At 56.3% G+C, this 12359-nt stretch carries 10 protein-coding genes; 3 read left to right on the top strand and 7 right to left on the bottom strand.

All coding sequences use genetic code 11. The features are described 5' to 3' along the window. Positions 1 to 16: 16 nt before the first annotated feature. The 4 genes from BST95_RS16400 to BST95_RS16385 all read right to left on the bottom strand — a co-directional run bounded on the left by BST95_RS16400 (position 17) and on the right by BST95_RS16385 (position 2811). Positions 17 to 361 (bottom strand): hydroxylase, encoded by a 345-nt coding sequence (locus tag BST95_RS16400; RefSeq protein WP_084200573.1) that lies wholly within the window; start codon positions 359 to 361, stop codon positions 17 to 19. A 56-nt stretch (positions 362 to 417) separates the two neighbouring features. Next, entirely contained in the window at positions 418 to 1038 is a 621-nt protein-coding gene (locus BST95_RS16395; RefSeq protein WP_084200572.1) for a MarC family protein, read from the bottom strand. A 240-nt stretch (positions 1039 to 1278) separates the two neighbouring features. Beyond that, positions 1279 to 1884 carry a CPBP family intramembrane glutamic endopeptidase gene (locus BST95_RS16390; RefSeq protein ID WP_205737295.1) on the bottom strand — a complete coding sequence of 202 codons (606 nt, stop codon included), beginning with the start codon at positions 1882 to 1884 and terminating at the stop codon, positions 1279 to 1281. A 132-nt stretch (positions 1885 to 2016) separates the two neighbouring features. Next, a complete protein-coding gene (locus BST95_RS16385) occupies positions 2017 to 2811 on the bottom strand; it encodes a methyltransferase (RefSeq protein ID WP_084200571.1) in 795 nt (264 codons plus the stop codon). Positions 2812 to 3195: 384 nt separating this feature from the next. On the opposite strand from BST95_RS16385, the gene BST95_RS16380 reads away from it, so the two are divergent. After that, the gene (locus BST95_RS16380) at positions 3196 to 4224 is read left to right on the top strand and encodes a reverse transcriptase/maturase family protein (RefSeq protein ID WP_084200570.1); all 1029 of its coding nucleotides are present in this window, start codon (positions 3196 to 3198) and stop codon (positions 4222 to 4224) included. A gap of 23 nt (positions 4225 to 4247) precedes the next feature. Here the strand turns inward: BST95_RS16380 and BST95_RS20165 are convergent, their stop codons facing one another. Further along, entirely contained in the window at positions 4248 to 5141 is an 894-nt protein-coding gene (locus BST95_RS20165; RefSeq protein ID WP_205737294.1) for a hypothetical protein, read from the bottom strand. Positions 5142 to 5939: 798 nt separating this feature from the next. Between BST95_RS20165 and BST95_RS16365 the strand changes: the two genes are divergently transcribed. After that, the gene (locus tag BST95_RS16365; RefSeq protein ID WP_066048773.1) at positions 5940 to 6191 is read left to right on the top strand and encodes a TIGR03643 family protein; all 252 of its coding nucleotides are present in this window, start codon (positions 5940 to 5942) and stop codon (positions 6189 to 6191) included. Positions 6192 to 6376: 185 nt separating this feature from the next. Here BST95_RS16365 and BST95_RS16360 read toward each other — a convergent pair whose 3' ends face one another. Beyond that, entirely contained in the window at positions 6377 to 8839 is a 2463-nt protein-coding gene (locus BST95_RS16360) for a GcvT family protein (RefSeq protein ID WP_084200567.1), read from the bottom strand. An 87-nt stretch (positions 8840 to 8926) separates the two neighbouring features. Then, the gene (locus tag BST95_RS16355) at positions 8927 to 10420 is read right to left on the bottom strand and encodes an aldehyde dehydrogenase (RefSeq protein ID WP_066048767.1); all 1494 of its coding nucleotides are present in this window, start codon (positions 10418 to 10420) and stop codon (positions 8927 to 8929) included. A gap of 243 nt (positions 10421 to 10663) precedes the next feature. Here BST95_RS16355 and BST95_RS16350 point away from each other — a divergent pair, with 243 nt between their 5' ends. Then, positions 10664 to 12358, top strand: coding sequence for a sodium:solute symporter family protein (locus BST95_RS16350; protein ID WP_229801602.1), 1695 nt, complete (start codon positions 10664 to 10666; stop codon positions 12356 to 12358). Position 12359 lies beyond the last annotated feature (1 nt).

The raw sequence follows: 12359 nt of genomic DNA, 5'->3' as shown, positions 1-12359 counted from the left end.
TCGCCTGCCTCTGTTCCTAGAGTTGCCACAAACCGTGGTCATTGCCGCCTTGAATATAGATAGCAAACGAGCCTTTCCCGGGCACGGTCATCGGTGGCATGGCGATCCCGGCGCCGGCAGCGGCGACATGGGCGATCGCCTCATCGATGTCTTCAACCAGCCAGTATGGGCGCACCAAAGTTGCCTCTGTCTCCCTGAAAGGGCCGCGGACTCCAACGATCGAGTCATCTGACAGTGTGGCAGTGCGGGCGCCGCCGAGCAGTTCATCCGGTGCACTAAAGCTGACTCTCTGGGACAGCTCACAGGCATGGCATACCGCATCAATGTCGTGGGTGCCGATTTCGAGATAGTGAACTTTCATGATGCTCTCTCTTTTCCGCTAGATATGTCCTGATGAATGGGTGATGCGAACCTGCATTAGGCCGCAGGGCCGAGACCGAAGTAAGAGTCGATACCTGATAACACGCTGGTGACCGCAACGGCGGAGAGAATCAGCCCCATAACCCGGCTCACGACGCTGGCACCGGCGAGCCCGATTATGCGCGAAATCAGATTGGAGCCCAGCATCAGAATCAGCGCGACAAGCAATACAGCGAAAATCACCAGTGCGACCTGCATCTGGTCGGTGATGCTGTAAACCGCATTCTCAGTTTGCATGACCGCCGCGAGCATGGCGCCGGGGCTGGCGATGGAGGGTACAGCGAGAGGAAATATGGCGTGGTTCTGTTTCGGGGCAAGCATTTTCAGTTCTTCATCGGGTTTGCTGTCGCCAAAAATCATGGTCAGGGCAAACAGGAATAAGACGATGCCTCCCGCAATTTCGAATGCCGGTAAAGGAATGCCGATTGCCACCAGGATTAACTCGCCTACCGTGACGAAAAATACCAGCACTGCTGCGGCGACCAGAATGGCCTGCATGGCCGCTTTTGCCCTGTCGCGCTGTTCCATGCCGGCAGTGACGGCAATAAATACCGGCACAGTGCCTATGGGGTCGATAACGGCGAAGAAGGTAACAAAGGTGGCTACATAGTCGATCATGGGTTGATGGGAAGCTGCCTTGGAAATGTCTAGTAAAAAGTGTAGGTGACGCAGCGGATTTTGGAATGAAAAATCGGAGCTCTCCGTGAACAATTTATGCCGATCACTCCCGCATGGCAGGAGCCATCACTTGTTATCCTGGGAGCCTTTGGTTTGAATCTCGCTGACGAAAAATACCGCACCTTCACAAGGAATCATATGGAGGCCACTACCCGGCTTACACTCGCCCCCAGCCAAAGATCATTCTGATTTCTCAGACCAAAAGCCTAGCCTGTCTCTAGCCGCAGAAATAACTAGTCCCGGTTCAATCATGGCTGTGATGATAAAATGGGCAGCGATGCAAGGTGCCAAGCTACGATCGCCAATGACATAGACGCAAGCCAGGGCTGTACCTAGAATCGTCGTGGATAAAGCGGCATTGATTCCTGCCTTGTAGTTCCTAAGACCCCACAAGAGGTGGGCCAGGCCAAAGGCCAATCCAGACAATACAATTTGCAAGTAGATAGAAAAATTTTTGCCGTGCAAATAGTCCATTATCCACTTTCGAAACACCATTTCTTCAACGATGCCCGCACACACAGCTGCAACAATCGCCGCGGCCTTCAAAAAATCGAGCTTGAAAAGATAGCGTCGAATGTCGGTATTTTTGGACGCTGACTTGATGTACAGGGCCGCGATGATAAGTGCGCAAAGCCAGCTTATTAAATTGCCTGACTCGCCTCGCGCAAAGCCAAGGTAAGCGGTGAATGCGGGGATATCATTTGCAGCAAGAACCACGATGAGAGCGCCCATCCAGAGGATCATCGAGAATAAAACTATATATGCTGATTTTATTGCACTATCCATTGCCGTTCAGGGATATCCATTTATCGACTGGTAGCTTAGGGTCAGAAGCGGACGCTTTCTCAACCGCCGCGCGACTTCCGCTTCCAATTAAACCCGACTACTCAACTAATCCACTTTTCGCACAGATTTAACCTAGATGATGAACGGGATTAGCACCTTCCGCTCGCGCGGGTAGTCGGGAAATTTCTCCTGATACCAATGATGCACCTGGAATGCTCTCGGGATCAAGTTAGCCGCACTCACTGCGAGCACGAAAACTGCTCCCAGCGACCAAGTGGCAATCGCGAACCCCGTGAATGAGAGCAGTTCGCTGAAATAACTAGGATTGGTAACGTACTTGAATAATCCTCCTTCTGGTACCCGATAAACTTTCTCCCCAGATTCAACTTCTTGTCGACTCCGAAGATTGCGAATGATCGAATCGGACTGCAGATTAAGGAGGAAGCCACAAATATAGATGGCAATACCGATGATGAATCGAGGGTCTGACAGCCACTCTGCGGTGATGTGCGTACTCAGGTGTGAGATGAAGACCGCATTGAGGTAGCCGTGGAGAGTAGTTACAAGCCAGCCAGAGACCACCACGATGATCGAGAAAGTTCCTTTCGAACCTTTGGCAACTCGCATCAACAGAGGAAAGATGAAACCTCTATTACCATAGTGAACCAACCATATACCCAGAAAAATCATCGGGACCAAGGCTTGGGCATTCTTCCCATGTATATAGAACCAGACAAAACTCAGCGTTGCGGGTAACTCCATAAGAAACCACCCAAGTCTCGGTGAAAGGTTGATTCCTCCACGCTCCGCCCCCAGCTTCCCATATGGAGCCTCGGTCATAAAAGCGCCGACCAGAATCAATGCCGCATACACAAAGCTCCCTATCAGTACGAACTTGTACACTTCGGCGGACATCAACCAATCCATTTCCAATTCCTACCCCAAGTATTCTCTTTGAGGTCGGCATGTTGGGGGAATCGAAGTCAGTTTTATATAGCCGATCAAGTCACTTAGATTTACATTTTCAGTCAGAAACTGTCGGCTACTAGGCGAAAGCGGGCATTGAAGGGCCGAAATGGCCCAGGTGTCCAGAAAGGTCCGCTATCACCTCAAAGGGGACGTTGATCAAATTTCTTTTCTTGCCGGCTTTATAGTCTCATAGATCATATCGATCTGGGGACAGAGGTATAAAATCGCATATCTGTCGTTGCAGTCAGCGGGCACTCAAGCCTGCACCCTGTCTCTGCGGGCAAACGGGTCTATGCTGTTATAAGATTCAACTCGGAGCCTTCTGTGCGCTTGCAACGCCCTATGAATAGACAGCTCGCATCATCCCTGCTTGACGCTATCGCCGATGACGCCACCATCGATGCAGCCTATGCCTGGCTCTGCCAGCAACGCCGTCGCTACCCAGCCAACGCCGATATTTGGCATCTGCGTTTTCATTGGCAGAGTCGTCGCCCCGCACTCATTGCGCAACTGCGCAGCGGCAACTATCACTTTAGACCGCAGCAGCGGCTGCTGAGTGCCAACGGCAAGCCCATCCACCTGTGGTGTGCCGAAGATGCCCTGGTACAGAAAGCGATGGCGATGGTACTGGGCTCAGCCTTGCCGGTCTCGCCGCGCTGTACTCATGTAAAAGGCCAGGGAGGCCTGAAGGGGGCGCTGCGTTGGTTGCGCGCTAAACTGCCGCAGAATCAGTTTGTCTTTCGCTCCGACGTCAAGGGTTACTACGAGAACATCGACCACACCGTGTTGTTGCAACAGCTGGATGCGCTGGTGCCCGATAAAGCGGTGTTGCGGCTACTCACGCAGGTCATTGGCCGCACGGTGGAATCGGGTGGCATCTTTAACGTCATCAAAAAAGGCATAGGCCGGGGCTCGCCCCTGAGTCCGCTCTTAGCGGCCATCTATCTCAAGCCATTGGATGATGTGATGGACCGCGCTGGAATTGCCTATGTGCGTTACATGGATGACTGGGTCATCATGACGCCTCGCCGTCACCAACTCAGGCGGGGTATTCGCCTAATCCAGCAGACCTTGCAGCAGCTCAAACTCAGCACCCATCCAGACAAAACCTGGGTGGGCAAGATAGACCGGGGCTTTACGTTTCTGGGCTACCACCACACCCGTGCTGGCGTGACGCCAGCCAAGGACACCATCGCGTGTTTTCGTGAGCGAATCACCCAGCTTTATGAGCAAGGTGCGGGCCAAGCCCGCATTGGGGTTTACGCAACACGCTGGTGGCGTTGGGTGTGTGCGGGTTTGCCCGGGACGCAGGTGCTGGTCGAACAGAAAGCCCTCACCCGGACCACGCGCGGGCTATCACCCGCACCGTGACATGAGGCGCTGCCGATGCGTGGCTATTGTTCAAAACAATAAAGACGACCGTTAGACTCGCATGTACGGTTTTCGTTTTCGGTCCATGTAAAGATCGGCCCCAACCCAGAAGCGCCCATGTTTCCGGTGGAACTAAAAAGCTGTCCCCAGGACTCGCAATGTGCAGCCGGATCGGTCGATACAGCGTTCCCGGTATTAGGATCAACATTCGACCAGACGCGAGAAGGTACAGTGGTATTACCGTACTCGTCGATTTGTATATCGTTGAAAAGGCACTGATTTTGCGGTGGGTTTTTGTTGCATTGAAATAAATCTTGGTACGAACTCGCGACCTCGAGACCATTTACCTGACGGTAAGGGAGGTCTTGGGGTAACGAGAAACGGGTCGACGGAGATCCGGTATTGTCCGCGAGCCAGGCCAAGTAGGTGCCATCAAGACCAGCGGCATTCGCAAGCCCCTGGCATAAAGCATCCGCGCCCACGAGTCCGCCGCGGTTGCCATCGTATAAGCCGCTGGAGATAAAAACGGTCTTATACCCTTTAACGCAAGGCACCTCAACGGAGGTGTTGTCGCCGCAGGTAAGCGTTGCCGTGGCGGACGCGGCGCATTCGGAAACGGTGCAGGAATCACCCGGCGCTCCATCTGCTCCCGGTGCTCCATCTGCTCCCGGTGCTCCATCTGCTCCAGCCGCACCTGGTACGCCCTGTTCGCCCTGTTCACCTTTGGCACCAGCAGGCAGGCTGTTAATACCATCGGCCAGCGCCTTGAAGTTTTCGTTCACCTCGTCGGCATCGGCGACTTGGCCATTCTCAAACACATTGGGCACTGTAACCTGCGCGTTCGCTATGGGCGACAGAGCGCCAGAGAGCAGTATTGATACAGTCACAACTAAGCACCGGTGTTGGCTCTGTTTCATCCTTCAATCCTATTTATTACTAATTAGCTGTGTGACGACCTACCTGCATATCAGCGTGGGCGTCGTTTTATTTGATGGGTAGCGATTGTTTTGTTAGGCGCTTGCGCTTCAATAGCGGCCTAAAGGCCTTCCAGAAAGGCAGCAACGCCATGAGAGCGACCAGTGCAGCCAAACCCTCAATCGGCATGGCAGGTATGGGGGCTGCACCTGCAGGCCCACTGGTGCTTGCACCCCAGGTGGCTTGACCCCATCTAGCTTCACCCAACACAAATGACGTTTGGGCCATCGCGCTTACAGAAACAGTCACCAGAAGAAGAGAGCAAAAACGCTTTATTGAAAACATCCGTTTTCTACGCCCCATTGTGCTTTTAGACTTTTTTCGACAATAATCTAAGTATTTGACACTGTCAAACTCATTCAATCATGCGCAATTGCCTGTATTCACGATTTTTTGACCAGTGCCGCGTCCGATTAAAGCTCGCTAGAAGGCAGGAATTAGGCGATAGAAGCTTATTCGGCTTAGGCAATCAAACGGCCGCTTTGTGGACGAAAGCGGACGTTTGCGAAACGATACCAAAAGACCGCAATTAGGCGATAGCGGACAGCGTAAGTAGTCTGTTGCAGCAATCCTGGGCGTACAGCCACTAACCTCGTTATATCCACCGTTGTGGCTGTTTATTCCTTGGGATTCAGTTTTTTGTTGTGTGACGCGGCGACCCTAGCTCCAATAGGAGCTTACGACCGTATATACAGTCGACACTTTGCATCTAACGTTGCCCATTGAGACATTCACGCACTATGACATTCACTGAAGACGAACAATCGCGAATTATCGAAATGTCCTGGGAGGACAGGACACCTTTTGAAGCTATTCACGAGCAATTTGGGATGGGCGAGAGCGAAGTGATTGCGTTTATGCGGCGCCATCTCAAGCCTGCATCCTTTAAACGCTGGCGGGCGCGCGTCAGCGGCAGGAATACCAAACACCAGGAGTTGCGCAGTCCGGAGATCTCGCGCGGCTACTGCCGCACTCAGTACAAGCAACGCTAACCCATCCACACCTTTCGAATCTCCCTTACCTAGAGGTAGATAAGGTGTTCAATTCAAAGCTGACACGAAACTTTTTGGACAGGATGCCCGATAACCGCTTTGTAGGCGAAAGTGGAAACCGTATCACGTAATGCCGTTTCGTGCTCTGGATGGATGTTGCGATGAAGACCTTGCTAGATACTGATTCACGCGCGGATGCGTGCCATCTCCGCATCGTAAAGAGGTTTTAGCGAGCAGCGGCAGGGATAGCGCTGGTCCGCGATCTCGATTTCCCAGTCACCGCTATCAAGATAGGCACTGTCGACAACCTCATCAGCTTCGATCATGGCTAAACCTACTGCGCCGCCCAGCGTATGACCATAGCTGCCGGCGCGGATGTAGCCCACGCGCACGCCGTTGCGGTAAATCACTTCCGCATGCCACAGCATGGGTTGCGGGTCCTCCACCAATACTGAGACCAGGCGCTGCTGATAAGGGGCCGCGTCTTTGAATGCCTGGGCCGCCTCGCGGCCGATGAAGTCCGCCTCTTTGTTCAGGGCCACAGCAAAGCCCAAGCCGGTATCAAAGGCATTGTCGGTGTTGTCGATATCGTGGCCGTAGTCGCGGTAGCCTTTTTCCAGGCGCAGGCTGCCCAGGGCGCGCAGGCCGGCATGTGTGAGACCATAAGCGTCGCCGGCTTCCACCAGCTTGTCATACACGGTGAGGGCAAATTCACAGGGCACGTACAGTTCGTAGCCCAGTTCACCGACATAGGTAATGCGAATACACAGGGCGCGGCCGTAGCCGATATCGATATCGTGGGCATCGCGGAATGGGAAGGCGTCATTACTCATGTCGACAGAGGTGACAGATTGCAGCAGTTCGCGGCTGCGCGGACCCTGGATGTTGATCTGGGTGAGGGCGCCGGTGACGTCGGTGACGGTGGCGAATTCGTCGTCTTCAATATGCCTGCGCAGCCAGGTCTCGGTGTGGCGGTGCATGGTGTCGGCCACTACCACCAGGAATTTGTCTTCCTCGAGCTTGGTGACGGTGAGATCGCCTTCCAGCAGTCCTGCCTCGTTCAGCCATTGGGTGTAGGTAATGCGGCCGCATGCGCCGTTAACACGATTAGCGGATACCCGGTCCAGTACGGTGCCGGCATCACGGCCTTGCACCATAAACTTCGACATGAAGCTCATGTCCATCAAAATCACACCCTCGCGGCAGGCGCGGTGCTCCGCTTCCCAGTGAGGCCACCAGTGCATGCGCCCAAACGACAGCTCACCTTCGGTGGGTGTTTCCCCGGGCGCGGCAAACCATGCTGGCGATTCCCAGCCGCTGGTTTCGGTAAAGTAGGCGCCCTGGGCTGCGAGACGATCGTGTAGCGCAGAGCGCTTGGCATTGCGTGCCGTCTCAATGGCTTTGGTCGGGTAGTGGCACTTGTACATGAGGCTGAGCGTCTCTTTGCCGCGATCCCGGCGGAAATCCGGGTTGGCCTGGTAGCGAGCTGCGCGGTCAATATTGAACCCAGTTACATCAACATCGGGCTGGCCGTTGAGAATCCAGTGCGCCAGTACCCGACCCATGCCGCCGCCGGTGAGAATGCCCAGCGAGTTCATGCCGGCGGCCACAAAGTAGTTCTGGAGTTCAGGGGCTTCGCCGATTAGGGGCGAGAGGTCAGGCGTGAAGCTTTCCGGTCCGCAGAAAAATTTCTTGATGCCTGAGTCAAGTGTGACGGGTACCCGGCTCATGGCTGCTTCCAGGTAGGGCGTCATGCGCTCCCAGTCGGGCTCGAGTTCACCAAAGGAGAAATCCCGAGGGATGCCCTCCACCCGCCAGGGAGCGGCGTGACCCTCGAATAGCCCCACCATCATGCCGCCGCCTTCCTCGCGGTAGTAGCCGTATTTTGATGGGTCTTCCAGTACCGGCCAGCTGTTGCTGATGCCGGGAATCGATTCGGTAATCAGGTAGTAGTGCTCGGCGGCCTGGTTGGGAATCACCACGCCGTGCTCCTCACCAAACTGGCGCGCCCACATGCCGGCGCAATTCACCACGTACTCGCAGGCGATGGTGCCTTGGTCGGTGATAACGCCTGTAGCGCGGCCGTTGTGCCGAGTGATGCCTGTAGCGGCAATCCCGGTGAAGGTTTTGACGCCTTTCATCTTGGCGCCTTTGGCCAGTGCCATGGTGACATCTACCGGGTTCACCCGGCCATCGTCCGCCACATAAAACCCTGCCAGCACATCGTCGACGTCGGCCAGGGGAAAAAGCTCCTGTACCTCGCGGGGTGAAATTTCCTGCACGTCGATATCACAATAGCGGTTGAAGGCCGATGCTCGGCGGAATTCTTCGAGCCGGTCCGGGTCGGTAGCCACTTCAATAAAGCCGCACTGATTGAGGCCGGTCGCCTGGCCCGTTTCCGCTTCCAGGCGGGCGTAGAGATCGCGGGTGTATTTGCGAATTTCCGTGGTGGTGTATGACAGGCTGCCATAGGTGACCATCAGGCCCGCGGCATGCCAGGTGGTTCCCGAGGTGATGTCGTTCTGCTCGAGCAGTACGACATCGTCACAGCCCATGTGGGCCAGGTGATAGGCCACAGAGTTACCGATGACGCCCCCTCCCACGATGACGATACGGGCGGAGGATGGGAGAGACTGTGACTGGGTCATTCAGGGTTTCCTGTGGTGAAAAATATCAGTCATCGTACCAGTATTTATCGGGATTGCCCGGACAAATACTTTGGCTTTCATCCCGGCCTAATCGAATTCAAGCCAGGTTGTCTTGAGCTCGGTGTAATCGTCGAAGGCATGCATGGACTTGTCGCGGCCATTGCCGCTCTCCTTGAAGCCGCCGAAGGGCACTGTAATGTCGCCGCCAAAGTAATTGTTAATGCCCATGGTGCCCACGCGCACCTGCTCTGCCACGCGGTGTGCCGTATTGATATTCTGGCTCCACACGGCGCCGGCCAGCCCGTAGATCGAATCGTTGGCGATGGCTACCGCCTCACTTTCGGTGCTGAAGGGTATGACTGCCAGTACGGGGCCGAAAATTTCTTCCTGCGCAATCCGCATCTGGTTGTTTACGCCGGCGAAGATCGTCGGCTCGTGATAATGACCGCCGGTGTCTTCCATCACCGTACCGCCGCCGGCGACCAGTTTGGCGCCCTCATCGCGGCCAATCGCCACATACTCGGCCACGGTATCGCACTGGCCTTTGTCCACCATTGGGCCCATCGCGGTGGCGGGGTCCAGGGGGTTGCCGGGCGCCCAGCCACTGGCAGCTTCGATGACTTTCTCAATAAAGGTATCGTGGATTGATTCGTGCACAATCAGCCGGGTGCCGGCAGTACAGGTCTGGCCGCCGTTGTAGTAGACCGCCAAGGCAGCGGCGCTCGCGGCTTTGTCGATGTCAGCATCCGGGAACACAATGTTGGGGCTCTTGCCGCCCAATTCCAGGAATACGCGCTTCAAATTGGATTGCCCCGAGTACACCATGAGCTGCTTGCCCACGGGGGTGGAGCCGGTAAATGTCAGGCCGTCGATACCCATGTGCGTGGCAATATGCTCGCCCAGGCTGCCGCCGGGCCCCGGTAATACGTGCAGCACGCCGTCGGGCAGCCCCGCCTGGGTGGCTAGGTCGGCAATACGCAGCGCGGTCAGCGGCGTGTTGGACGCGGGCTTCAGGATGACCGAATTGCCGGTGGCCAGCGCCGGGGCCAACTTCCAGGCCGTTGTGGACAGGGGGAAGTTCCAGGGTACGATCGCTGCGACCACGCCCAGGGGCAGGCGGGTGATCAGGCCCATACAGTTGTCGCGAGTGGGTGAGATCTGGTCGTACACCTTGTCGATGGCTTCACCGGTCCAGCGGATGGTGCGCACGGAGGAGGGCACATCCACGTTCACCGTATCGGCAATCGGCTTACCTACATCGAGTGTCTCCAGTAACGCCAGTTCGTCGGCGTGTTGCTCGATCAACTCCGCCCAGCGCACCAGTACCATTTTGCGCTCTGCCGCGGGCATGCCTGCCCACGTACCCTGCTCGAAGGTTTCCCGCGCTATGCGCACGGCTTCATCGGCATCGGCGGGAGCGCAATTGGCCACCTCCGCCAGAGCCTGGCCGGTGGCGGGGTTATAGGTGGTGCGGGTCTGGCCGGAGGCGGCATCCACGCGACGGCCGTTGATGAAGGCGCGCCCGTCGATACGAATGTCGGCAGCGGCCTGCTGCCAGTCTGCTAGGGTTTTCTCTGTCACGGTTGATTCCTGTGGGATCCAATGAGTCGGGTGGCCGAGGGGCCAGTCTGGTTAGCCACCCTATGATTTCGGGGGCATACTGTCTTGCGAACCGATAGGCACGGAAGTGGCTGGCGCGCGCTCGTGGCAGTCTGTAGTTTAGCCTAATCGGCGAGGTAGCCCAGGCGCATAATAACGACAGCCAACGCGCGAACAGGAGACGCTCCCATCGACTTATACACTGCCACTATTGCCATAAGTGTTGTGATCTTTGTTGTTGTCGGTGGTTACAGTGGCCGCAAGGTCCGGGCCCTGGATGACTACTTTGTGGCCGGGCGCCGCGCGCCCACACTGCTTATCGTGGGCACACTGGTCGCCAGTGTCTTCAGCACCACAATTTTCCTTGGTGAGGCAGGCTTTACCTACGACGGCCAATTGGGTCCCTACATTCTGCTGCCCGGTATTGCTGTGGCGGGGTATGTGTACGGCGCGCTGCTGTTTGGGACCTTTTTGCGCCGCAGTCGCGCCCCCACAGTGGCAGATTTTTTCGGCCAGCGCTTTAACAGCCGGCGTGTGCAGCAGGTGGCCGGTATTACGATTATTCTCGGCCTGGGCGGCTACCTGTTGGTGGTCACCCAGGGAGCGGCGATTCTATTGTCGGATCTCACCGCCCTGAGCTACTACGAAAGCCTGGTACTGGCGTGGCTGAGCTATACCGCCTTCACGCTGTATGCGGGCAGCCGCGGCGTCATTATCACTGACACCCTGATGTTTCTGTTGTTTTTGGGTGCCACCGTTGCCTTTGTGTATGTGCTGATGGAGCAGTTTGGCGGCGTGGCCACGGCGGTAGAGACGCTTACCGCCGAGCAAATCAAACCCGACCTGACGGCCTGGCACGGCACTATCGGGCCCGGGACAGGCTGGCCCACGGCACTGGATTTCTTTATCTGGGTGGTGGTGATCGATGCGGCTTGGGGGGTGGTGTATGCGGTGAGCCCCTGGCAGGCGAGTCGGCACCTTATGGCGCGGGATGAACACGTGGTGGTGCGTTCGGCCATATACGCCTGCTTTGCGGTGATTCTCATTCAACTGCTGGTGTACGCTGCCGGTGGCTTTATCAATCTCGCCAAACCGGATATCACACCGTCTGAAACCGTGATTCTCTGGGCGGCGAAAAACCTTGTGCCGGAGTTACTCGGCGCTTTGCTGCTGGCGGGCATTATTGCGGCGGCACTGTCTTCGGCGTCGACGTTTTTGTCGCTGGTGGGATTCAGTGTCAGTAATGATGTGCCGCGTAGCAGCGGTGGCCTGACACTCGGCAAAACACGGCTCGCGGTGTTGGCCACAGGTGTTGTGGTTCTGGTGGCCAGTTTTGTGGTGCCGCCCAATGTTTTCTGGATCACCTTGTTTATCGGTACGGTGTTCGCCTCCGCCTGGGGTCCGGTCGGTTTTATGAGTATCTGGAGCAAGCGAATCACTGCGGATGCGGCCTACTGGGGCATTATCGCCGGGTTCTTTGGTAATGTGGTTCCCGCGGCGCTGGTGTACTTCGGCTGGATCTCGTTGCCCAGTTATTTTGACCCGGCGGTGCTCGGTGTGATCGCCAGTGTTGTCACAATCGTGTTGGTGTCGCGGCGCGGTGAAGTGAGTGAGGTTGAGGCGGCGTATCGGCAACGCCTGCATGAGACGCCGGCCGAGGACCGCGATGCGGCGAAGCTGCGCACCACACTGATCGCACCTGTCCTGCTGGTGCTGTACGGCCTGCTCATGCCATTTGTGCTGCTGTACGGCTATGTCTTGCCTTATCAGCGCGGTGCCGGCGAACTGGCAGCGGATGGCGGCATAGATTTTGCGGGCGCAGAGGCCCTGTTCGCCTTTGGCCCGGCAATCCTGTTCATTCCGCTTGGGCTGGTCAGCACCTGGGTGGTGTGGCGCCGCTACCGCCCATTGTCTGATTAAC

Origin of the sequence: Halioglobus japonicus (assembly GCF_001983995.1) — a bacterium.
Lineage (GTDB): Bacteria > Pseudomonadota > Gammaproteobacteria > Pseudomonadales > Halieaceae > Halioglobus > Halioglobus japonicus.
Note: the sequence above shows the minus strand (reverse complement) of the source record. Positions and strands in the feature narration are given on the sequence as shown.

Bases quoted from the DNA above. Each gene is read 5' to 3' on its own strand.
- BST95_RS16400 (WP_084200573.1), bottom strand. From the start codon at position 361: ATGAAAGTTCACTATCTCGAAATCGGCACCCACGACATTGATGCGGTA.
- BST95_RS16395 (WP_084200572.1), bottom strand. From the start codon at position 1,038: ATGATCGACTATGTAGCCACCTTTGTTACCTTCTTCGCCGTTATCGAC.
- BST95_RS16390 (WP_205737295.1), bottom strand. From the start codon at position 1,884: ATGGATAGTGCAATAAAATCAGCATATATAGTTTTATTCTCGATGATC.
- BST95_RS16385 (WP_084200571.1), bottom strand. From the start codon at position 2,811: ATGGATTGGTTGATGTCCGCCGAAGTGTACAAGTTCGTACTGATAGGG.
- BST95_RS16380 (WP_084200570.1), top strand. From the start codon at position 3,196: ATGAATAGACAGCTCGCATCATCCCTGCTTGACGCTATCGCCGATGAC.
- BST95_RS20165 (WP_205737294.1), bottom strand. From the start codon at position 5,141: ATGAAACAGAGCCAACACCGGTGCTTAGTTGTGACTGTATCAATACTG.
- BST95_RS16365 (WP_066048773.1), top strand. From the start codon at position 5,940: ATGACATTCACTGAAGACGAACAATCGCGAATTATCGAAATGTCCTGG.
- BST95_RS16360 (WP_084200567.1), bottom strand. From the start codon at position 8,839: ATGACCCAGTCACAGTCTCTCCCATCCTCCGCCCGTATCGTCATCGTG.